The organism is Methanococcoides sp. DA23 (genome assembly GCF_057593895.1).
Map to the genome: position 1 here is coordinate 2,061,599 of NZ_CM172520.1, position 23,077 is coordinate 2,084,675.

At 45.1% G+C, this 23,077-nt stretch carries 24 protein-coding genes and 1 tRNA gene; 9 read left to right on the forward strand and 16 right to left on the reverse strand.

Annotation, left to right across the window (positions count from 1 at the left end; genetic code table 11):
- Window positions 1–4 precede the first annotated feature (4 nt).
- From thiL to AC20MK_RS10215, 5 genes are all read right to left on the reverse strand, one after another.
- A complete protein-coding gene (gene thiL / locus AC20MK_RS10195) occupies window positions 5–1,000 on the reverse strand; it encodes a thiamine-phosphate kinase (RefSeq protein WP_487355698.1) in 996 nt (331 codons plus the stop codon).
- 51 nt (window positions 1,001–1,051) lie between these two features.
- Entirely contained in the window at window positions 1,052–1,909 is an 858-nt protein-coding gene (locus AC20MK_RS10200) for a DUF4349 domain-containing protein (protein ID WP_487355699.1), read from the reverse strand.
- A 66-nt stretch (window positions 1,910–1,975) separates the two neighbouring features.
- Entirely contained in the window at window positions 1,976–2,761 is a 786-nt protein-coding gene (locus AC20MK_RS10205; RefSeq protein WP_487355700.1) for an anaerobic ribonucleoside-triphosphate reductase activating protein, read from the reverse strand.
- Window positions 2,762–2,782: 21 nt separating this feature from the next.
- Entirely contained in the window at window positions 2,783–5,074 is a 2,292-nt protein-coding gene (nrdD, locus tag AC20MK_RS10210) for an anaerobic ribonucleoside-triphosphate reductase (RefSeq protein ID WP_487357104.1), read from the reverse strand.
- Window positions 5,075–5,183: 109 nt separating this feature from the next.
- Window positions 5,184–5,435: a glutaredoxin family protein gene (locus AC20MK_RS10215; protein WP_487355701.1), complete on the reverse strand. Its 252-nt coding sequence runs from the start codon at window positions 5,433–5,435 to the stop codon at window positions 5,184–5,186.
- Between the two features lie 418 nt (window positions 5,436–5,853).
- Here AC20MK_RS10215 and radB point away from each other — a divergent pair, with 418 nt between their 5' ends.
- Window positions 5,854–6,531, forward strand: coding sequence for a DNA repair and recombination protein RadB (radB, locus tag AC20MK_RS10220; protein ID WP_487355702.1), 678 nt, complete (start codon window positions 5,854–5,856; stop codon window positions 6,529–6,531).
- 5 nt (window positions 6,532–6,536) lie between these two features.
- Here radB and AC20MK_RS10225 read toward each other — a convergent pair whose 3' ends face one another.
- Complete coding sequence (locus AC20MK_RS10225; RefSeq protein ID WP_487355703.1) at window positions 6,537–7,289, reverse strand: tRNA (adenine-N1)-methyltransferase; 753 nt, start codon at window positions 7,287–7,289, stop codon at window positions 6,537–6,539.
- Window positions 7,286–9,136 (reverse strand): HD domain-containing protein, encoded by a 1,851-nt coding sequence (locus AC20MK_RS10230; RefSeq protein WP_487355704.1) that lies wholly within the window; start codon window positions 9,134–9,136, stop codon window positions 7,286–7,288. Before AC20MK_RS10230 ends, AC20MK_RS10225 begins: the two co-directional genes overlap by 4 nt.
- 143 nt (window positions 9,137–9,279) lie before the next feature.
- Here AC20MK_RS10230 and AC20MK_RS10235 point away from each other — a divergent pair, with 143 nt between their 5' ends.
- Together AC20MK_RS10235 and AC20MK_RS10240 are read left to right on the forward strand one after the other, a co-directional pair.
- Window positions 9,280–10,299: an S-methyl-5-thioribose-1-phosphate isomerase gene (locus tag AC20MK_RS10235; protein WP_487355705.1), complete on the forward strand. Its 1,020-nt coding sequence runs from the start codon at window positions 9,280–9,282 to the stop codon at window positions 10,297–10,299.
- A 42-nt stretch (window positions 10,300–10,341) separates the two neighbouring features.
- Window positions 10,342–10,518 carry a preprotein translocase subunit Sec61beta gene (locus AC20MK_RS10240; protein ID WP_487355706.1) on the forward strand — a complete coding sequence of 59 codons (177 nt, stop codon included), beginning with the start codon at window positions 10,342–10,344 and terminating at the stop codon, window positions 10,516–10,518.
- 151 nt (window positions 10,519–10,669) lie between these two features.
- Here AC20MK_RS10240 and AC20MK_RS10245 read toward each other — a convergent pair whose 3' ends face one another.
- A complete protein-coding gene (locus AC20MK_RS10245) occupies window positions 10,670–10,957 on the reverse strand; it encodes a signal recognition particle protein Srp19 (protein ID WP_487357105.1) in 288 nt (95 codons plus the stop codon).
- A 116-nt stretch (window positions 10,958–11,073) separates the two neighbouring features.
- Between AC20MK_RS10245 and glmM the strand changes: the two genes are divergently transcribed.
- Window positions 11,074–12,420 (forward strand): phosphoglucosamine mutase, encoded by a 1,347-nt coding sequence (glmM, locus tag AC20MK_RS10250; protein WP_487355707.1) that lies wholly within the window; start codon window positions 11,074–11,076, stop codon window positions 12,418–12,420.
- Between the two features lie 2 nt (window positions 12,421–12,422).
- On the opposite strand, the gene AC20MK_RS10255 is transcribed toward glmM, so the two are convergent.
- Both AC20MK_RS10255 and AC20MK_RS10260 read right to left on the reverse strand, forming a co-directional pair.
- Window positions 12,423–13,013 (reverse strand): endonuclease dU, encoded by a 591-nt coding sequence (locus AC20MK_RS10255; RefSeq protein ID WP_487355708.1) that lies wholly within the window; start codon window positions 13,011–13,013, stop codon window positions 12,423–12,425.
- A 12-nt stretch (window positions 13,014–13,025) separates the two neighbouring features.
- A complete protein-coding gene (locus AC20MK_RS10260; protein WP_487355709.1) occupies window positions 13,026–14,303 on the reverse strand; it encodes a proteasome-activating nucleotidase in 1,278 nt (425 codons plus the stop codon).
- Window positions 14,304–14,386: 83 nt separating this feature from the next.
- Between AC20MK_RS10260 and AC20MK_RS10265 the strand changes: the two genes are divergently transcribed.
- From AC20MK_RS10265 to AC20MK_RS10275, 3 genes are all read left to right on the forward strand, one after another.
- A complete protein-coding gene (locus AC20MK_RS10265; RefSeq protein WP_487355710.1) occupies window positions 14,387–14,881 on the forward strand; it encodes a multiprotein bridging factor aMBF1 in 495 nt (164 codons plus the stop codon).
- Between the two features lie 78 nt (window positions 14,882–14,959).
- Window positions 14,960–15,769 carry a pyrroline-5-carboxylate reductase gene (proC, locus tag AC20MK_RS10270; RefSeq protein WP_487355711.1) on the forward strand — a complete coding sequence of 270 codons (810 nt, stop codon included), beginning with the start codon at window positions 14,960–14,962 and terminating at the stop codon, window positions 15,767–15,769.
- Between the two features lie 118 nt (window positions 15,770–15,887).
- A complete protein-coding gene (locus tag AC20MK_RS10275; RefSeq protein ID WP_487355712.1) occupies window positions 15,888–16,235 on the forward strand; it encodes a DUF356 domain-containing protein in 348 nt (115 codons plus the stop codon).
- A 287-nt stretch (window positions 16,236–16,522) separates the two neighbouring features.
- Here the strand turns inward: AC20MK_RS10275 and AC20MK_RS10280 are convergent.
- The 4 genes from AC20MK_RS10280 to AC20MK_RS10295 form a co-directional block, all read right to left on the reverse strand.
- A tRNA-His gene (locus AC20MK_RS10280) sits at window positions 16,523–16,597 on the reverse strand.
- Window positions 16,598–16,684: 87 nt separating this feature from the next.
- A complete protein-coding gene (locus AC20MK_RS10285; RefSeq protein ID WP_487355713.1) occupies window positions 16,685–17,461 on the reverse strand; it encodes a sulfide-dependent adenosine diphosphate thiazole synthase in 777 nt (258 codons plus the stop codon).
- Between the two features lie 148 nt (window positions 17,462–17,609).
- Window positions 17,610–19,088, reverse strand: coding sequence for a response regulator (locus tag AC20MK_RS10290; protein WP_487355714.1), 1,479 nt, complete (start codon window positions 19,086–19,088; stop codon window positions 17,610–17,612).
- Between the two features lie 21 nt (window positions 19,089–19,109).
- Complete coding sequence (locus AC20MK_RS10295; protein WP_487355715.1) at window positions 19,110–19,481, reverse strand: response regulator; 372 nt, start codon at window positions 19,479–19,481, stop codon at window positions 19,110–19,112.
- 358 nt (window positions 19,482–19,839) lie between these two features.
- Here AC20MK_RS10295 and AC20MK_RS10300 point away from each other — a divergent pair, with 358 nt between their 5' ends.
- Window positions 19,840–20,955 carry an AAA family ATPase gene (locus AC20MK_RS10300; RefSeq protein ID WP_487355716.1) on the forward strand — a complete coding sequence of 372 codons (1,116 nt, stop codon included), beginning with the start codon at window positions 19,840–19,842 and terminating at the stop codon, window positions 20,953–20,955.
- A 40-nt stretch (window positions 20,956–20,995) separates the two neighbouring features.
- Entirely contained in the window at window positions 20,996–21,265 is a 270-nt protein-coding gene (locus AC20MK_RS10305) for a hypothetical protein (protein ID WP_250866810.1), read from the forward strand.
- Window positions 21,266–21,282: 17 nt separating this feature from the next.
- Here the strand turns inward: AC20MK_RS10305 and AC20MK_RS10310 are convergent, their stop codons facing one another.
- The gene (locus AC20MK_RS10310; RefSeq protein WP_487355717.1) at window positions 21,283–22,062 is read right to left on the reverse strand and encodes a hypothetical protein; all 780 of its coding nucleotides are present in this window, start codon (window positions 22,060–22,062) and stop codon (window positions 21,283–21,285) included.
- Window positions 22,063–22,136: 74 nt separating this feature from the next.
- Window positions 22,137–23,054, reverse strand: a complete 918-nt coding sequence (rnz, locus tag AC20MK_RS10315) for a ribonuclease Z (RefSeq protein WP_487355718.1) — start codon at window positions 23,052–23,054, stop codon at window positions 22,137–22,139.
- Between the last annotated feature and the right edge of the window lie 23 nt (window positions 23,055–23,077).

The window sequence follows — 23,077 nt, forward strand, 5'->3', positions numbered from 1 at the left end:
ATGATTATAAGTTATCAAATCTCCCCATATGTACATAACCTTTTCGATTTATCGAAACCTCGGGTCCATCGCTCTTCATTATAGATATTAAAGTGTCGTCAGTAACTTCGCCTACAACATTTAAATAACAAACGGATTTGACCTTGTCCAGCATTGAGGGAGAAACAGTGAACAACAGCTCAAAATCCCCGCCTGTGTAGAGCCCGAGTTCAAGGGCATCGTCATGACCCACAAGGGCTATCACCTCATCATCGATAGGTAGAGCTTCCCCGAATATTTTGAAACCGACACCATTAGCCTCTGCCAGATCATATAATGACATGGCCAGACCATCACTGGTATCCATCATGGAGGTGACACCACCGGTGCTGGCAAGGGCCTGTCCTTCTTTTATACGAGGTACAGGTTCCAGTAGAGTGTTCAGTAAATTATCGGTCACATCAAGCCCTTGCTGTAAGGCCAGCAGTGCAGCACCGGCTGAGCCTACATTTCCGGTAACACAGACAATATCTCCGGGTCTTGCACCACTTCTTCTCAAAAGATGTTCCTTTTTCACCCTGCCAAGAGCAGTACCTGTGATGGTAAGTTCATCATGGAGGTCGATATCGCCGCCTATCACAGAAGTATCGCAAAAGCTTGCACAGGCATCCATGCCGCGTGCGATGTCCTCAGCGAATCCAAGTTCCATATCATCAGTGATACCAAGGGCGGAAAGAAATCCCACAGGGGTTGCACCCATGGAAGCTATGTCGCTTAAGTTCACAGCAGCAGCCATCCAGCCTATCTGCCATGCGCTCATGACCTCGGGAAAATCGGTCTTGCGATGCAACATATCGGTCGTTATCACCAGACAGTCCTCATCAGAGATATCTATAACAGCGCAATCATCCGAACCTGCACCCTCCATGAGGGAGGGACTTTTCTTTGTAGAAAAAACAGAACACAGATGACCTATGAGCTCACGTTCGTTTATCCCTGATATCAGGTCTGACCTTTCCATAAGCGTATCCTATATTCTTAATATTTAGTAGTAATGTCTAAAAAGAGAGGATCATCTCCAGACCCTTCTCTTGACAAAAAGAAGCATTACTCCCACAATACTTGCAAATATCACTATCGGAATAGCAACTCCGATGAACACGATGATACCATTGACACTGCCTATGAATCCACGTACTGAATCGGACAATGCGTCACGCAGTCCCCATGAATGCGTAATATTGCGAGGCTCGCTCACATCGACATTGATGGTAGCAAGATCGATCCTGTCATTGAGATAATTGAGCCTTCCAGTAAGACTTTCTATCTCACCCCGCACACGTCCGAGTTCCTTCTCGACCGCAAGGACCTCTTCAACGGTCGTGGACATCTCAAGGATCTCCCCAAGACGGGTCTCCTGCTTCTCCAGATTGGAAAGGCGTGCACTCACATCGATATATTCCTCAGTTACATCGGAAGCAGTTGTGCTTTCAGAGGTCACTTTACCAAGCTCACCTATACTATCCAGAACCTTGTCAAGTTCAGATGAAGGGATGCGTATAGTAATATAACCATACATGCCCCCATCATCCCCGTATCTGGTATAACTAGAAGATGAAGACACATACCCCTCGAACTCATCCGCGATATCGCTTATCTCATCAAGCGCTTCAGGAGTGTTCTTTACCTCAATGGAAACAGAAGAGGTAGTAATTACCTTACGTGTGATACTGCTTTGAGATACTTCACCATTGTCAGCCACCTTATAAGATGAGCCGCCATCGAAAGCAGGTGTTTCTTCAAGATCATAATATATCATATCACTTTCAGGAGAGAAAGCTTGTTGGTTAGAACTCTCATAGCCCGTGCAGCCTGCTGCTATGACCGAGAGAGATAGTAGAATAAAAAGGAATAGATGTGTTCGTTTCATGGATATCTTCCCCTTGACTTCATAAACAAAGAGAGATGCCGAACATATAAAGTTTTTACTTAAACTTCAGTTTGATTCGAAGTTAACCTTCTCATTACCCTTCTCTTTTGTACGTATCCACACATTGTCGACAAATTCATTGGCACGTCCTGCAAGTTCCAGCATCTCATCGCGGGAGAAAGGCACAATATCCCTCATTTTCTCATCCATTGCGTTTGCAGGTATTCCCTGCTGTATCACATAGGGAGCATTCGATATGGAAAGATATGGGGCTATCGAACTTGCGATCTTTGCAATATCCTCGGGCTCACCTATGAAACCGCGTATCGCTGTGGTGCGAAGTTCATATTCCATACCTTTTTCAGTAATTATGGAGAGGGTCCTCCTGACCTTTTCCACAACATCGACAGGATCGGGAACAACAGAATATTCACCATAACCGATAGCCTTTCCATACATATCCGGATCGTCAAGGGGGGCTTTCACATCAATGAAGAACTTATCCACAAGACCTGAATTCATCAGTTCTTCCACGACATCAGGATAATAGCCATTCGTATGGATACCCACGAACAGCTTCTTTTTCTTTGCATAGGAAGCAAGATGCATGATCGCCTGCTTTTGAGCCAGTGGTTCCCCACCGGAAAAGACAACACTGCTTACAAAAATAAGAGAATCATCGATCCTTTTCTCAAGCTCTTTCACATCGACCATGTCGGGAACTGTCAATATCTCATAGTTATGACAGTAAGGGCACCTGAATGGGCAGCCACGTAAAAAAAGAACGACTGACGCTTTTCCGTGCCAGTCAATAGTTGATATGGGGATTATCTCCCCAAAATTCACATCCATTAAATATCAAGCACCTTGGCTTCAGACCATATCGGCGGAGTTGTAGCGCTTCCTGTCTTCCAGTTCCTGCCTCTTTGCAGCATTCCAGCCACCCACTGCCTGAATATAACCGGTGACCCTTGAAAGCTGTTCGATGTTATCAGAACCACAGTTCTCACAGGCATCTTTCAGACCAGCCATCATATGGAAATCATCCATACAGACGCTCATGTCCTTGGTGAAAGCGAAGTATCCAACCTGAGTGTTCCTCGCAAGGTTCATGGCGAAATCCTTCAGACCCTTAGCGTCCGGTGAGCCTTCGCCCATCCAGATGTGCATGATGTCCCCACCATCCACTATCGGGAAGAAAACATGTTCTACCTTGATCCTGTCGACAAGTGAGATATCGGCTCCTGGAGGCACATGAGTACCATTGGTGTAATAGATAGGCAGATTGTGGGTCTTCTTTATGCCTTCAACTGCTGCTTTTACATCACCCTTGACAACTGAGAGGACCTTGTCCCTGAACTCCTCATGAAGCAGATCGGAAACAGAGAACCTCTGACCAGTGGTCTCGGCAGGTGTCCTTGCAAGAGCTATCTCCATACCAAATTTCTGGGAAAGTTCCTTGCCGTATATATCCATCTCGGTCATTGCCCTGATGGCCAGCTTGAAAGCATCTCTGGATTCATGCATCTGTGAACCAGTGTGATACTGGACCATCTCATTGATACCGATAACACCAATGGTGAAAACCAGTGAATCTATATCGACCGCGATAGCACCCTTCTTACCAGTAACAGGGTCCTTTGGCTGCTGTGTTGCGAATGGCATCCTGCCATTGTCAATGATAGGCTTTAACCATTTGACCTTTGTCTGGAAGATCTCCATGGCCTCATCCATGAGGTGTTTCAAATGAGAGAACAGTTTCTCGTCATCGTTCTCTGCCAGATATGCGGCCCTTGGACAGTTAAGTGAAACTACCTGCCAGGATCCCATTGAGAAGTGTTTCCCTTCATTGAAGTACAGTTTCTCATCGAACTCTGAGTCTGCGTCCGCGTTTGCTGAGAACTGATAAGCACAGCACTGATAACAGGAGATACCTTCTCCAGCACCACGGTATTCAGGAAGCTGATTATCAAAGTAAGGGGTACCAAACTTTGCAGTCAGTTCGAATGTCATGGTGTAAAGCTCATCATAGGTTGGAAGCTCTGGATTTGCACGGTTGAACATCTCATCCTCTACCATGAAATCCGGTTCAATGGATATCTCAGGTTTCGGGAAATTGAATGGCTTGCCCCAGTAATCGCCCTCCAGCATGACATTCATCATTGCCTTGAAACCCAGTCTTACCTCACGTTCATAGTCACCATAGACACGCTTTTCAGTACCATTGGTACCATCCCAGACACGACCTCTGTAGACCACAGGCTTGTCCCTCCACATCTTAGGAACACCTGGAGATAGCTGTACCGATGAGAACACAAGTTGTCCGCCACGGGCAACCATCATCTGTGTCATCTCATAGACGAACATCTGCATCAGCTGTTCGATCTCCTTGTAGGGTTTGCCCTCGAAGAACGGGGCACAGAAGGTAAGGAAATTGTAGAATCCCTGTCCGCCTGCAAAATTGGTCTGAGCACTTCCCAGAGCCTTGACCGCATGCAACATTGCGACCTCGGCCTTCATTGCCGGACCTGCAACACTTGCCTTTGCGCCTGACCCATCAGGCATCAGACCATAGTAGAAGAAATACCTCAGGTCCCAGTCCTGACAGAAAGCACGGGTACCAAAGTACTCAAGATCGTGAATGTGAAGATCACCATTGAGGTGAAGATCGGCTATCTTTGGAGGAAGCAATAGGAGATACTGCTCCTTGGAGATCTTGTCAGCCTTCTTCTTGTGGGACGTTTCTGCATTTTCCTGAAGGTTGGCGTTCTCATTGGCCTCAAAGCCTGAACCCTGATCGATCTCACATGCATCGAAAACAGGTGAACCTACCCTTGTAGAGACATTACGCCATTCAAGATGACCACGTTCAAGCAAGATCATATTCACAAGTTCCCTGATAAGAGGACCGGAGAGGAACTTGATGTTCATGCCACGGATACGCTTTTCCGTTTCCTTTGCGATATCATGCGCCTCATCTTTTGAGATTGAAGAGATGTTATGATACCACTCACTAAGAGCGGTCTCTTTTAATAGTTGATTGACCACGATGTTGCGGTCCCAGTTCACCATATGACCATCAGTAGTACGAACCTTTGGCATGGTCGAAATGAAATGACCGTCAAGTGTCTGCTGCAAAGACTGTGGCTCGGTAAGTGGCATCATTGTAGCCTCTAATGACCCTTTATCTTGTGCAGATCCCACTGCACCGTTCTCAAATCCCTTATCGGGATCAACTATAGTTTTTGTATCCGATTGCACATGACCACATCCCTTATAATATACTCTTCAGTGATCCAAGATCGACCCCATCACTGTTGAATAGCTCTTCATACGTAAGAAAATCATCATCTATCTGTAATACCGGAGCCGTTACAGTGAAAACACCGTTTACCCGTAGCTCTGTAAGTGACTCAGGGGTTGACATGTCCGCTTCAGTAAAAGCTACGTTGTTGGACTTCAATACATTTTTCAATTGAACGCATTTAGGGCATGTTTCCGTTGTATAAATTATAATATCAGACATTGATCTTCCTTCCATTAGATTTTGATACGTAAGCGAGAGACCTTTCGCACCCATCCCCCATGAAGACATTAAATGATAAACGCCTTCAATAGCCCGCATATAATGCGGGAAAGGTCTCTACTTGAGCAAATTAGCATTATGGGCCTCTCACTTAATAATGCTTTTTGCCCCCATGATTGGATACTAATACATCATACCTGGTAACAAAGCTGATAATAAAAGCATCGGAGACTCATTATTATAATGAGATTGATGAAGAATTGATTACCATGTTTGTTACCACATGTAATATCGAATAGATAACCATATTTGTTAAAGAGAAGTACACAACCTACATAACAGAACTAACATAAGAGAACATCCCTTTGCCAAAAGATGTATATCATAAATTCCACAATAGCAGTTAATCCATATCGAGGTGAAGACAATAAAAGAACAGTTACCATCAAGCTGCAAGCCTCTAGATGAGCTCCTGGGAGGCGGTTTCGAATCAGGGGTCGTTACTCAGATATTCGGAGAAGCGGGTAGCGGAAAGACCAATATTTGCCTGCAACTTGCCATCGGATGTGTTAAGAAAGGGAAAAAGGCAATATTCATCGATACCGAAGGCCTCTCTGCAGATCGGTTCAAACAGATAGCCGGCGAGAATGCAAGGACTATCGCCCAGGACATAATCATTTTTGAACCCCATAGCTTCGAAGAGCAGTATTCTGCGGTCAGGGAAACGGAAAAGATAAGCACAGAGAACGTTGGTGTCATCATTGTCGACTCTGCAACAGCATATTATAGATTCGAACTTGACGACGAGGACTCGAGCATAAGGACCAGAAGAGAGCTTTCAAATCAGATAGGATTCCTCCACAATCTCGCACGAAAACGCGACATAGTAGTGGTCATAACCAATCAGGTCTATTCAGATATCAAATCAAATTCATTGAAACCAATAGGCGGCAGTAGTCTTGAGCACATATCGAAAACAATAATTCAGCTTGAGAAGACGGGAACGGGAAGCCGCAGAGCAAAGATATGGAAACATCGCTCCCGCCCGGAAGGAACCACCTGCGAATTCACAATAACCGCAGATGGAGTTAGATAATATTCTCACAATCTGGCAATGGTGATATAGCCAGTATGTCCTACCCTGGATGTTGAAGGACGTGTGCCACGATCTGAAAAGGACATTGCACGTTCGATACATTCGATCGTCCTCACCTCAAAGAAATCAGTCTCAGCTATTGCTTTTCTTATCAGTGCCGTCTGTTCCAGGAATGGGGAATAAGTGACAAGGAAACCACCTGGATTCAGTATGGAAGGGATATAAGGCACGATTGTAGCTGAATCGATGGTATCAAGCGTCACAATATCGAATTTCTCATCGAGTTCCTTGACCTCATCAACGATGTTACCACAGCGCACTTCCACATTATCGAGACCTGCACGGCGAATATTCTCACGGGCAACCTCTGCAAAATCATCCCTCACCTCAAAACTGAGAACCCTTTTTGCAATGGAGCCCAGATACATGGCAAGAATACCGGAGCCTGTGCCGGCATCGAGTACAGAATCGTTCTTGTTTAGACCGGTATAGCCCAATATCATACCAATATCCTTGGGCATGATAGGAGTTCCAGTACGTTTTGCATGCCTGAAGAAGTCCGGCATCCTGGGAAGCTGGATGACAAAGGTCTGCCCCATATGGGAAACTACCGTATCCCCTTCATTCTTTTCCAGCAACTCTGACATCTCTATCATGCCGAAATCCGAGTGGAACTTCTCATCAGATACCGATGTGATAAATTCTCTGATCTTACCCTTATGGCTGGTCTTTAACAGCACTATCTCGCCTAATTTCATTTTTTCGCACCTGATGTTCTCTTTTTCCGATCCCCCTGAAATCTTGCCAAGGGCATTGTAACGATATCACGGGGAATGGAATGTTTGTTAATTGTAAGATCGGAAGTAATTATATTATAATCACGTTGATAGGGATCAACAAGATCTGCCGCATATTGCACACCTGCATCTGTCAGCACATATTCATAGCGCTGCCTGAACCTGCCATCCTTCTCAAAATAGCGCAGGTCCTCATCCACGATCCCCATAGCTACCAGCAACTGAATGTCCTCATAGACCTTGTTGCTGTAAAGGAAACCATATCTTGTGTGGAACTCATAGTCGAACAGGTATTTTAACCTGATGTCCTCTTTGAAAAATGCAACCTTCTTGTACAACCAGGTGATGTTCCTTATACGTGGGATAGAGACAAAGCCATCATGCACTTCCTCGAACATTTCATGAATAGCATAAAGAAGAAGGATCAAGCCCTCTATGGGAAGGTACTGCTCCTCCCTGATGAAATGAAGCAGTTTCGGAGAAAGATCATCCACAATATCATGCATTACCACCTGAGCAGAAGATAGCTCAGAGGTAAGGGCAGCATCAGGATGAGTGAAAACGGTCAATGACATCTGCCGGGATATCGCACGGACCAGACCGTTTGCCAGAGCAGACTCATCGTAGAAGAAATTCTCGCTCCCGCCAACCATCACCCTGGCACTTTTAGGGACCCCCGTTGCGATGCTCAGATCGACAAGCACATCCCCCAACCTCTTTTCCAGCTCCTTCTCGAACATCCTTGTGGCCTTGCCACTGCGTGCAATGGTCGAAAGTGCCATCCTTGTACCAGGAGATAGCGTCTTCTGATTGGAACGGGCAACGGGAACGTAGATCTGCCCATTACGAATATCCTGCAACAGACCCTTTGCCAACTCACACCCATTCGTATTGATGAAGTTCAGCAGATCCGCATCATTATAGGTAGTAAAGAAATCCGCAACCATATTCCCAACAGCATCATCCCCAAGTAGCTCCTTCTGCTGCTTTAGGGTCATCTCCAGCGCATAAAGAAGCATGACCCGGACAGCTTGAGTACGGGGATGATGAATGATCGCAGTGTAATGGTGAGAACGTGCGATCAGCATGGATTCCGCAGCTGCCAGAGTTAGTTCCTCATCAAAACTACCCGACCCCGGAGAACCGAACACAACATTATCATTCACAATGCACAAACTTTGCATTATCTGATCGACATCGATAAGCCCGAGGGATACCCCCGTATGATAAGAATCGCGAAGTAAAAAATCGATACGATCAGCATCTATATCCCCTGACATCAGCTGAGAAAGATAGGGCTTTTCAATGGATATATCACCCGTAGCGATCTTCGCTACCTCATTGAAGAACTCAAAGGGGTCATGCCCCAATTCCTCACGAACATACCTCGCAATTATATTGTCCTCAGGGATTACCTCTGATATGATATATTTTGTAAAAGCTTCATGGTCAACAAAACAATTACTGTCCATCTTTGGCTGTATCGCAGGATCCCTTTTCAATACACTTTCCACAGCATGTGAAAAAGCGGAATGACCCACATCGTGGAGAAGGCCTGCAAGCCTTAGTTTCATAATATCCTCATTACCGAGCCCTATCGATCTGCCCAGAAGATATGCCGTATGCATCGTTCCGATACTATGTTCAAAGCGGGAGTGGTTCGCACCCGGAAATACCACATCAGCAAGACCAAGCTGCTGAATGCCACGAAGTCTTTGAAGTTGAGGTGTACCGATAAGAAGCTGCTCCAATTCAGAGAGGATGATGGTCTTATGAACTGGATCGTGAACTACCAGAGGTTTTGTCATCAGAGATAATAGGTCAGCTGAGATATATAAATGAAGTGTGGCAAGGAACAGAAAGGGTGAATAAGCACTGACCATTCAGAACGAACGTTCAAGCTTGAATACTTTTTTATTCAGAAACTTCGTTAAGGTCTTGAGTGATCCACATGAGAACAATAGACTGGAACGATGAATCCAAAAGTGTCGTGATGATCGATCAGACACTCCTGCCAGTAGAGCTTAATGTTATTGAATGTAAGAACCTTGCATCCCTTTGTGAAGCCATAAGGTCCCTTCGGGTAAGAGGTGCCCCGGCACTTGCCGCCGCAGGAGGGTTCGGAATGGCACTTGCGGTCACACTTAGCAGTGCGGACACCATGGAAAAGCTGCTCAATGACCTGAAAGTCGCTGCTTCCACCCTTATAGCCACACGCCCGACAGCAGTGAACCTTGCATGGGCTGTGAACAGGGTGTTAAAGGCCACAGAAGATTCCTACGACCTTGAAAGCATCAAGGACATAGTTATAGACGAGGCGATCAGGATAGCGGACGAAGATGTGGAGATAAACAAGGCCATAGGGAAGTATGGACAGAAGTTGCTTGATGACGGTGACACTGTGATGACACACTGCAATGCAGGAAGAATGGCCTGTGTTGACTGGGGGACTGCCCTGGGAGTGATCCGCTCGGCAGTTGAGAAGGGGAAGGAGATAAATGTCATAGCCTGTGAGACACGACCCCTTAATCAGGGTGGCCGTATCACCACATGGGAACTTATGCAGGACAACATTCCGGTAAAGCTGATAACCGATTCCATGTCAGGGCATGTAATGAGACATGGAATGGTCGATAAGATGATAGTGGGTGCCGACAGGATAACACAGGACGTTGTTTTCAATAAGATAGGGACCTACACCCATTCTATCGTAGCAAGGGAACATGAGATACCATTCTATGTTGCAGCGCCGGTCTCGACCTTCGATCCCAATGGCTGGGAGGAGACCGTGACAATCGAACAGAGAGATGCGGACGAGTTACGATATATTGGTGATGTACAGATAGCACCTAAGAATGTGGATGTATATAATCCGGCCTTTGATGCAACTCCAATGGAGAACATCACAGCACTTATTACTGAAAAGGGCATATTTGAACCACCTGTTCTCATTGATGAGATATTGATGTAACAGGCACAAAGCTTAAAAATTTAAAGGACTAATTGAGGAACTATGGCACAAAAGAAGAAATCAAGTGGAAGTGGATTGATGTCATCTGCAGGTCTTATGACGTACTATGATGCGGATAAAAGAGCTATACATGTACAACCAAGGACCGTCTTCATCTTTGGCGCAATTAGCGGCATCGTAATTCTTGCACTTAGCGCAGGTTTTGGCCTCTGGCCCTAACCTGATAAGATCTTTTTTTAATTCGTTCTTTTTCTGTAATCCCTGATTAGCCATCTCAAGATAGAGAGTTGAGACTATAGTTCTTTAAAGAACTTAATGATCCAAAACGATAGTTAAAGATTAAAAAAGAGCAGTGTATCTGATCCGAGGATCAGCCACCGCGTGCTTCCTTGATGGCCTTTGCGATCTTTCTTGCGACCATGGTCTTAGCTTCATTGTTATCCACAAGGATACGACCGCTTGATTCCCACCAGGTACGGGGGTACTTTTTATCAGCTTCCACTTCAGGATTCAGGTTCAATTTCTCAGCTGCTGCTGTCAATTCCCTGAGCAGCGGAGCTTCAAGAGAGCTCTTTCTGGAGATAATCCTGCCACCTTTCCGTGATCGGGACTTGTCCAGATTTGCAGGCCAAATGACCAGTTTGCCTTTTTCACGCATCATCATGCTGCATAGATTAGAACTCATACAATTTAAACTTGGTCAAGTGAATGTCACAAAAATATAAAATAGATTCAGCTACCATACTGGTAAAATAATTGAAGAGGAGATACAAAATGGGTTTTTTCGGAACGAACGGAGTAAGAGGGATCGCTAACGAATATATTACACCACAGCTTGCGATAGATGTCGCAAAGAGCCTTGGGACATATATGGGTTCAAAGGGTACTGTCGTAATCGGGAGAGATACCCGCAAATCAGGAGATATGCTGAAATCGGCTGCTATCGCCGGTGCATTGTCCACAGGTGTTACTGTAATTGATATAGGAATAGCACCGATACCGGCCATCCAGTACTATGTAAGGGAACATGCCGATGCAGGCATTGGTGTAACCGCGTCACACAATCCAAGGGAGTACAACGGAATTAAACTGGTTGCCGGAGACGGAAGCGAGTTCTCAAGAGAAGGAGAGAAAGAGGTCGAAAAGATCTACATGTCAAAGGATTTCGCAGCAGCCAGCTGGGAAAGGACGGGCGACCTCTTCAAAGATACGAACGCAAATGAACAATATATCAATGCCATCATCAATTCCGTGGATGCGGAAAGCATACGTGAAAAGCGCTTCAAGGTAGTGGTGGATACCGGTTGCGGTGCCGGCTCTTTGACGTTGCCTTTCCTGCTCCAGAAACTTGGATGCGAGGTCATGGCACTCAACGCCCAGATAGACGGCACGTTCCCATGGCGTAATCCGGAACCCACCGAAGATGTCCTGACCGAGCTTTCCGATATTGTAAAAAGTAGGGGTGCGGACATGGGTGTTGCCCAGGATGGAGATGCGGACAGAGCAGTGTTCTTTGATGAGAATGGGAATTTCATCGATGAAGAGGTCCTTTTGGCGATGGTGGCCAAGTACATCCTCGAAGACAAGAAAGGAGACCTCGTCACGCCTGTCAGCTCATCACAGCGCATGCTGGATGTGGCAGAGGAAGCGGGAGTTAAACTTCACTGGACGGCGGTCGGTTCCATCAATGTCGCAAGAAAGATGATGGAAACTGGTGCAGTGTTCGGAGGAGAGGGTAATGGCGGACTTATTTTCCCGGAACACCAATATTGCCGCGATGGAGCCATGGCATGTGCAAAACTTCTTGAGATAATGGCATCCGGCAGGAAGCTCTCACACCTTGCAGAGAACGTACCGACATACTTCAACTCAAAGACAAAGGTCCATTGCAGTGACCTCGACACCACCATGGAGAAGATAAAAGAAAGCGTGGTCGGCGGAGAACTGGAGGTAGACACAACCGATGGTGTAAAGATATGGCACAATGACGGCTGGGTGCTTATACGCCCATCAGGAACCGAACCTATCATAAGGATATTTGCAGAATCAAAGACAATGGATAGAGCTAAGACCCTTATGGAAGAAGGTGTAAAGCTGGCAGACAATTGCATGCAGAAATAAGATCAGGCCTTGCCGCGTGATTCGCCACAGACCATACCTGTGGCGATCAGGTGTGCCACCCGGAGAGGTTCAGGAACATTGCTCCTTGTTGATGACAAACGGATGACCTCACCTGCTTTTTCAGTATCGATACCTGCACACTGAATGAATATCGGATTTGAAGGGTCTTTTGAGACCGTTCTTGTTATCGCACCTGCACGAAGGATGATCTTAAATCGCTCTTCATTGTCAGGCAGATTTGACAGTGCATTCTTGATCTTTTCATGATCAGGGACCTCACGCATTATGACGATAACCGGTATTTCAGTTCTTTCATACAGTCTGACGATGTCAACCGGATTGAAGCCACCATAGGTCACACCGTCAAGCATTATCACTTTTATCTGACCATAGTGTTTGCTTGAGGTAACCATCTCGGCTATCTTTTCCGTAGCATCCATACCATCACGACGAATGCTGGAACGCATCACGCCATCAAGCCATTGCCCGCCACGAAAGAAAGCTCCCACTATCAGAATATCATCACTTATCAATGCCGAATCATCGATACCAAGTATCCTTATCTCAGACTTGATATGAAATGCCAATGCCACACGACCTTTTACTCACCAGAACATGTTCTCCGAATGATCGATATTGATCTCTTTGGGGACCATGACCTTTGTAACTGCATCAAGCAGGTCAGACATGCCTATATGATCACTGTCGTTGCGTACAGCAAGCATTCCGGCTTCCATGACCATTGCCCCTATATCAGCACCACTTGCCCCTTCAGTAAGATCTGCTAGCTTTTTGACATCTACATCGCTGCCAAGGTTAAGCATCTCTGTATGGATACGGAAGATCGTTTCACGACCGTTCTGGTCAGGCAATGGTATCTCGATGATACGGTCAAGCCTTCCCGGGCGTACAATTGCCGGATCGAGAACGTCAGGTCTGTTGGTAGCAGCAATTATGCGTACGTCACCCCTGTTGTCAAAGCCATCCATCTCAGCAAGCAGTTGCATGAGGGTCCTTTGAACTTCCCTATCCGCACCGTTCGTATCTTCCAGACGTGTTGCTGCTATTGCATCCAGCTCATCGATAAAGATGATCGCAGGTGCTTTCTTCCTTGCCATCTCGAAGATATCCCGAACAAGCTTTGCGCCATCGCCAATATATTTCTGCACAAGTTCAGAACCGACCACCCTTATGAAAGTGGCATTCGTCCTGTGTGCCACCGCTTTGGCAAGCAATGTCTTTCCCGTACCAGGAGGTCCGAAGAGCAGGACTCCTTTTGGAGGGGTTATACCAATGCGTTCAAAAACTTCCGGTCTTGTGATCGGCAGTTCGACAGATTCACTGATCTCCATTATCTGTTGGTCCAGACCACCTATCTGTGAATAGTCAACTTCCTGTGAATCGATGACCTCCATGGCCGTGATGAGCGGTTCATCTGATTCGGGAATAATATCGACCACTGCCAGGGTCTGCTGGTTCAGCCCCACCCGGACCCCCGGAACGAGCAGATCATCATCGAGGTCCTGTGAAACTTTCACAAGGAACTGAGGACCCGTACTGCTCCTGATCAGAGCTTTATCGCCATCGAACATGTCCACTACACTTGCAACTACAAGCGGAGGAGACTTTAACCTATCAATTTCTGACTGAAGGCGGTGCGTCTCACGTTCATACTTGAGCTTTTGTGATTCGATATAACGCTTATCGGATTCTATCTGCTCACATTGCTCTTTCAGGAGATTGTTTCGCGATTCAAGCTGCTTCATCCGATCCAGCAGATATTTTGAAAAATCCTCATCGCTTTCGGAAACAAAATCCCTATTACCAATGCCACTGAAGCCATAATCATTGCTTCTTGGCTCATCGTCGATCGTTTCTGTCATAGCTCCGAATAATTATTTAAGTAGAGACGATATATAGCACTTTCGTAAAGGGCAATTAAAATAGCCTTTAAGAGATGATACCGATGCAATGTGAAATATGTGGTGCAGAGATCAGAGAAAAGCCGATAGATGTCACTATTGACGGAAGCCAGCTTAAGGTATGCAGTAAGTGTTCACAATACGGAAATGCGTCAAGAGCACGCTCGCCTGTATCCAGAAAGATATCACCTGTATCTCCAAAACCAATTCGGAATGTTCAAAAAAGGACAACATCCAGACGTGATCCTTTTGCTGAACTGGATGATGAGCTCGTGGACGAGTACGAGACGGTCATACGTGAAGCTCGCGAAAAGCGCGGATGGACACAAGAAGTGCTTGCCACCAAGATCAAAGAGAAAGCTTCCCTGATAAAAAAGATAGAAAGGGGAGAGATAACCCCGGAAGATTCGGTCAGGAAAAAGATAGAGAAAGCACTCAATGTGAACCTTATGGAGCGGCAGGGCAAAGATGAATGGAATGCTGACCGTTTGAACAGCGGTACAACTCTTGGAGACATCGTTACAATAAAAAGGAAATAATAATTTAATTTCAGCCAGCCATGGCTGAAATGAACTATTGCACACTGCCCATATCAAGAGACAGAAAAGGGAACTAAAATGCATCTTACAGAAAAAAGGATCGGATTCATAGGCACAGGCAAGATGGGAGAATCACTTATACGAGGAATTCTCGCATCACATAGCGAAATAACTCTGAATGCAAGTGATGTTTACAAGCCTGCTCTTGAAAGACTCAACAATGAATTGGGTATTAATGTCTCAACTGACAACACTGAGACCATAGGAGACTCTGATGTTGTCGTGCTTGCGGTCAAGCCACAGATACTAAAAGGCGTGCTTGCAGCCATCAAGGACAGCATTACCGCTGACAAGCTAGTGATCTCCATCGCAGCAGGAGTTCCAGTAGCAACAATTGAAGATGAACTGAATGAGGGTACAAGGGTCGTACGTGTTATGCCAAACATCGCAGCAACAGTTGCAGAAGCTGCATCTGCTGTTTGCGCAGGTACGAATTCCACTGATGAGGATATGGAGATCGCACTTGAGATGTTCCAGTCCATTGGAAGTGCAATAACAGTCCCTGAGAAGCTCATGGATGCGGTCACCGGACTATCCGGAAGCGGACCTGCATACATATTCCCAGTCATAGAAGCATTAGCTGACGGTGCAGTACATGAAGGACTTGACCGTGCGAATGCGATCACACTGGCAGCACAGACAGTTCTTGGTGCCGCAAAGATGGTACTGGAGACAGGAATGCACCCTGGAGAGCTTAAAGATATGGTAACATCCCCTGCAGGAACGACCATCCGAGCAGTGCGAACTCTTGAAGAGAGCGGGATAAGAGCTGCTTTTATGAATGCGGTCATTGAATCTTCAAAGCGTTCAAAGGAACTTGGGAACTGAAACCAAGGACCTTTTTTGAAAAACGTAACAAATACCATACAATATCCAAACGTTAATATAATTGGAAACCTTAAATAGTTCCATTAAATTTTAATTAAGTTTGGTGTGGGGACAAAAAATGAAATCTTTTGCTGTAATTCGAGCGGAGGACCCGAACAAGGTCAAAATCGCTTTGCATGATCTAGAACATTATGGAAGCATGAAATTTGGATCGAACCCAAAAAGGATCGAGCCAAATTATGCAGATCAACTTCTTGTAAGTGTATCAGGAGTGCCACTTAAAACTAAATGTAATTCTGCAGCTTTGGTAGAACTTGATACGAATGCCGGTGCTGCAATAAGCAAGTTGAGAAAGATACACCCTCCTGCACATGTTGTGATCGTAAGTCCAAGACACAATGCATTTGAAGAGCTTCTGGAAAGCTCTGAACTTTATCCGGAATTTGATAGAACATTCGATATCTAAAAGGATATGGAATAACTTTATTTTCTTTTTTTCAGTTATCTGCGTATATTTTTATCAAGCGCATAGAATTTTACCTCGGACATGAACTACGAGGAGATTGTGACAATTCCATATAGATGTACTTGTAAGATCCATAAGACCACGAAACAATTGTACATCCAAGGCTGAACAAGCGATAGGAGAACAAGGACAAGGTGGTAACTTATTTAGATATAATATGAGCTCTAGGACGTATTACGATCCATTAAAAGTACCAGTGCTGATCAGATCAAACAGAAGAATTAGAATGGGGCCGGGACCGAGAGTCGAACTCGAATCGTAGCCTCCACAGGGCTACAGGATAACCGCTACCCTACCCCGGCACGGAATAGGTGGTGCTTCACTATGAAGCACCTTATACTAGTATTTTTATTAGATAAACTTTTTGGCTCAAATCGGCCATAGAAAGATTATCCAAGCCTTTCGATGATAAGCTCTGCGACCTGTTTGCCTGAAAGAAGCATTCCACCAAAGACAGGACCCATACGGGGTGCACCTGCAACAGCATTGGCAGCCATTCCTACAGCATAAAGGTTTGGATATACCTCCTTGGTAGTATCAAGGAGCATCTTTTCTCCCACATCGGCCCACATTGGCTTCTCACCCACCACACCAAGTTCGCCGAGCTTTGCCCCAGGAACCTTGCGCTGTACAGTGGAACAAACAGCTGCAGGATGACCAGTACCATCGACAACTACCTTGGAGCGTATTGCCAGAGGATCAACATGTAACTTTCCGATCTCAACAGCGGTCCAATTGATAACAAGACCACATATCTCATCATTTTCCCGGATCATAACATCCTCGACATTTACGAGGTTGAATATCTCAGCACCTGCAGATGTTGCACCACTGATGAGCTTACCGACAGATTCCACAGAATTTGCGATATAATAGCCCTTTTCATACTCACGGTATGAGATACCGAACTCATCAAGGATGTGACGTGCATCTTCCTGTACGACAATACGCGGGAACATCATACCGCCAGCCCACATGCCACCGCCAACAGACAGTTTCTTCTCGTAGATGACCGTCTTCAGACCTGCTTCTGCGAGATATTTTGCTGCTACAAGGTTAGCAGGGCCGCCGCCCACAAGTGCTACATCAACCTCGGTGTAATCAAGGAAGACCTTTGAGAACTCGTCTATAATCGCTCTTGAAATCGTGACCTCATCCAGTTTCATATTAGTACCTCATGATAAATTGAAAGCAAAAGCTCATTGCATGCATGTATCTTAAAGTTATTGGAATCGGCAATTTTAGTATACAAACCGGATAATGAAAAGAATGACACGAACTAAAAAATACAATAAATAAATGACCCGGGAAGGATCATGCTTTATTAAGGGTCACCCAGAACAAACTTCCTTTTTCGTAAGGATTGTCACCCACCCCAACTTTGCCACCATGCAGGTCAACTAGTCTCTTGACTATCGCAAGACCCAGCCCCGTACCTTTGATACCACCTTTGTCCAATCTCTTGAACCGTTCGAAGACCAACAGTTTATCTTCATCGGAGATACCAAATCCCTGGTCCAGAACCTTTACCTTCCACTCCTTGCCAAGATCATCTATTTCCACAGTAATACGAGTGTCACCAGGACTATATTTCACTGCATTGGAAAGCAGATTAAAGAACACCTCTTCTATCGTAGCATCAACTGATGCAGAATAAACACCATCGTGTGGCAGAGAGATCTCAATACCAGTCTCTTTCAACTGTGGCTCAAGGGAGTGTACAACATTTCTTAATATTTCAGCCAGGTCCATTGGCCTTAGCTTCACCTGTGAAACCGACTCCACCTTTGCAAATGCAGCTGCACTCTCGATCATATCTATAAGTTTGGAATTTGTACGCTTGATGGCCTGGAGCATCTTGAGGTTCTCACCTTCAAAATTACCCCTTTTTAGAAGGATATCTGTAAAACCTTTGACAGAACCTGCCGGATTCATCAGGTCATGCCTTATGATGTCAATAAAGAGATCCTTTAGCTCATTGGAATGTTCAAGTTCTTCCGCATATCCCTTTAAAGAAGCTTCTGCCCTCCTACGTTCCGTGACATCTTCACCAGAACTCAGAACAGAGGTATTTTTCCCCATTTCATCCCATATAAGGGCATGATGCCAGCTAAGGAGACGCTCTTCGCCATCAAGGGTGCGAATCGGCATTTCGGTATACTCATAGGTATTTGGATCGCCTTCTAGTAAACTGGAAAAGATAGCCTTTGAACTTTCAACCTGTTCTTCGGGAATAAAAGTATCAAACCAGTTCTTACCAATGATCTCATCTTCACTGCCCCCAAGGATCTCACAGCCTTTTTTGTTGATAAGAGTGATATTTTGGGATTTATCAACTACCACAAGAATTACACCTGCAACATCAAGATAGTTCTGTGCCTGATCCCTTTGTTGCACCAGCCTGTCATTCAACTGTCTTATCCTTAAAAGAGAACGCACTCGTGTAGCAAGTTCCAGTCTGTCGACAGGTTTAGAAAGAAAATCATCAGCTCCTGCATCAATGCTCCGGATCTTATCATCCTTACCGGAAAGTGCAGTAACCATTATAATAGGTATCAATTGATAACGCGGATCGGCCTTCAACTGCTCACAGACTTCAAAACCACTTACATCCGGCATCATTATATCAAGAAGAATAAGGTCCACATCTTCAGTTGCAACCTTCTCAAGACCTTCCAGACCACCATATGCAGAAATTATTTCATAATCAGGGGAGAGATATATCTCCATCAGTTCCACATTCAAGGGTTCGTCATCAACGACCAGTATCCTCGGAGCGGCATCACCGCGCATTATTACACCAAACTCCTCAGATCAAGCAGTTTTACCGAGGTATTCCGGAATTTGCTTCTTGAACTCGTGGATATCGATAGGTTTTGAAATATAGCCAGTACATCCGGCATCAAGGAATTTAGCCTCATCCCCTGCCATTGAGTGAGCAGTAAGAGCTACAACCGAAATATCTGCAGTATCCGGGTCCTCCTTTAAGTGAGAAAGCACCTCAAGTCCATCCATTCTTGGAAGTTGCATGTCCAGAAGAATAAGATCATACTTAACCTCTTTTACTTTATCAAGAGCTTCCGGACCATCTTCTGCCTGACCTACTTCATATCCCCAGGATTCTAACAGATCAACTGTTAATTCCATGTTCATGGGATTATCTTCTACAACCAATATTTGAGCCATTATTGCCACCTTATTAATGATCTTGATTTAAATTCCGTTGAATTTTCTATTGCACACAGCCTTAAGTGTCGCATTTAGAAAGATAAACAATAAATTAACAGGAATGTGGATAAAGAGATCATGACAATGATCAACCAATTCCCAGTAATTTATATTTTATAAAGGATATTACAACATAATATATTTACCAACTCAATATATATTAATCATCCCGTTAAGGTCATATATCGAGATGTTATAGTTCGCATCCTTAGAAATAATAATTTGAAACGGACCTTCGATAGAATTCGCAGACAATCAGGAAACAGATTCGATCCAATAGATCTCTTACATTTACTAACAAAAAAGAGCTGATAACATGGTCAGATCAACCCAGAAGACCACACAAAAAAGAGACAGGGAAGAGAATGCAGACCCTACTGAACACACTGCAGAGCTAGTCATATTGAAACCGCAGGGATACCCACTTAGCAGCATGCTTGATGAATATCCCGAGATAGACAACGCAGAGGTCTTTGAACACTATGCAAGGAAACAGTGGAACGGTTTTGTGGCAAATGAGGGAGAATATTTGTTCGACCGCCGGATGTACCCGGATTTTGCATATAAGATAATCGAAGTAGTACCACCGGGTTCTGCCATAGGAACAAAAACCACCATAGTCATCAATGATGAAGAAAAGGCATCGATCATCCCCGGACTCAAGTCAGATGTCACTTTTGATGAGGTGGTGGGGCAGAGCTCAGCAAGACAGAAATGTAAACTTATAGAGAGGTTCCTGGAAGAGCCGGAGAAGTTTGGCAAATGGGCCCCCAGGAACGTACTTTTCTTCGGACCATCCGGCACAGGGAAGACAATGCTTGCAAAGGCACTTGCAAATAAAACGGACGTTCCATTGCTACCCATCAAAGCAACCCAACTGATAGGAGAGTTCGTAGGAGAAGGTGCCCGACAGATCCATCAGCTTTACGAAAGGGCTGAAGAGATGCAGCCATGCATCATTTTTATCGATGAGCTGGATGCAATAGCACTGGACAGACGAAATCAGGAACTCAGAGGCGATGTCGCAGAGATAGTCAATGCATTGCTCACAGAAATGGACGGGATCGTGGAACGCCGGGGAGTTTGCACAATTGGCGCGACCAACCGCCCCAACAGCCTTGATCCGGCAGTCAGGAGCAGGTTCGAGGAAGAGATAGAGTTTGCACTTCCTGATGAACAGAACCGTTATGCGATAATAGAGAAGAACATCAGTACATTCCCGCTACCCGTAGAGGATATTGATATGAAAAGGATAGCAAAGCTCACAGCGGGGCTTTCAGGAAGAGATATTGTTGAGAAGGTTCTGAAAACCGCATTGCACCAGGCAATAATGAATGATGAAGAAGTTGTAAGGCAGGATCATTTCGAGGGTGTCATTTCCAAACTGACTAAAAAGGGAGACACTGCTGCCTTGGATAGACTTTATATATGAAAGATGGAACTTTCAACCATTATAACTCAAATGTGATATCATGAGCACCATAGAGGAAACTGACAGGTTCGAATGCAAGATCGTGAACATAATTGATAACCTGAAACAATGGAAAGGTGTCGTTGTCGAAGATATTGACTCCGGCGGACGTGTCTATTTTGCCAGGGTCAAAGCAGAGGGGTTCACCAAGGAGATAGGAGATTCACTCTTTCTTAGCGTGAAGGAACTACCATACGATATCGAAGAGATGTCCATTGAGGTCCACCTTTACGATGAGAATGATACCGAAATTGACTGGACCATACTTTGAACGTATGAGAACAGATCTTATTCATCGATCCATTCGATCTCATAAGTGTGTATGATACCTTTTTCATCCACACTACTTATTTTTTGGACAGCATGCTTCATTAGCAGATCGAAGCAGACCGGATCGAAGAGGTTGAGACCACCACCCCATTCCTGAATAAGTGAATCCATATCAAAGAACTCATTGATGTTCACAACTCCTGTATTTGATCCATATTCCAATCCTGCAGGAAGCATTTCCGGTGCCAGTTCAAATCTTGGTCTTGTGCTAAGCTCAAACCATTCGTGATTTATGATAAGGTTCCATTTATCCTGAGAAGCTTGCTGTGCAAAAAAAGCTTCAATGGCATAATTGATGTTTATACCAAGTTTCTTGTTCTCCGATACTTTACGTGGAACGAGGTCTTTTTTACGATCCATATCATAACGGAACTTTTCAGGATAATGGAACATCTGCCCCAAATTCATCTTTTCGGACATCATCCTGTTAATATCATGTCCTATTTCCTTCGAATTGGCAAAATTCAGAGTGATAGCCTGATCCATAAGGTTCAAAGGAATATCACCAGCTTCTTTTGCAAGTTTCACCGCAGTGTTACAGACTTTGACAGTAAGTTTATTGATGCCTTTTGAGATCTGGACATCCCTGTCCCCCATAGAGGCCATCTTTGAGATGATATCGTTGAACTCATCCATATGGAAAGGATCGATCTTCTGTTTTCGAACCCTTTCCCCATTACCCCCCTCAACTCCAGTTTGAATATTTTCAGACTCATACGTACGATCATCATTTAGCATAGGCTGCCCCCCAACCGATCTCTGATACTTTATTGGGCAGTCTACTAAAAAAGTTTTATCCACGCCCTGGAGTATCAATCATCACTAAGGGGAACTTCGATCACCAGAAGGTCTTCGGCAAGTATAACGTCTTCAAATATCTCTTTTGCATCGTTAAGGAGCGGAGTTGCATCGTCTGAATATCTTGAACTCAGGTGGGTCAGGACAAGCTTTTTGACACCTGCCTTCTTTGCCAGGGCAGCGGCTTCACCTGCAGTCGAATGCATGGCCTCTTTTGCCCAATCAAGCATATTATCGGCAAGAGTGCTGTCATGTATCAACAGGTCAGCGCCATCACTTGCAGTAAGGACGTCAAGACAAGGGCGTGTGTCCCCAGTATAAACGATAGTCCTGCCGGGACGTGGTTCACCCACTACATCCTCAGCCGATACGACCCTGCCATCAACCTCCACCGATCCACCGTGATGCAATTTTGAAAAGAGCGGACCTACAGGAACACCAAGCTCAATTGCCTTATCACGATCGAACCTTCCGGGACGCTCATCCTCCACAAGAGCATAGCCGATACTTGGAACATTATGGACGGTCTTTAAAGCAAGAACAGAATAACCATCACGTTTTACGGATTCCCCACTTTTGAGCCTTATCGCATTTATCTCGAACTTCAATTTGTAATAACCCATTGCGGAGAGTAATTTTACGAATTCTTCCACCCATTCGGGACCATAGATGGTAAGAGGTTCTGTCCGTCCCTGAAAGGACATTGTCTGGACCAGACCAGGTATCCCGAGTATGTGGTCTGCATGGAAATGAGTTATGAATATAGAAGATAAATTCATCATTCCGGTCTTTGCCCGCATCATCTGCTGCTGGGCACCCTCCCCGCAATCGAACATAATTAGTTCCCCATCCCTGTTGACCATGATAGCTGAAGGATTACGGTTCGTTGTCGGCAAAGAGCCACCGGTACCTAAGAATGTAACTTTGAGCATGTAAAGATAAATATGCGATAGAA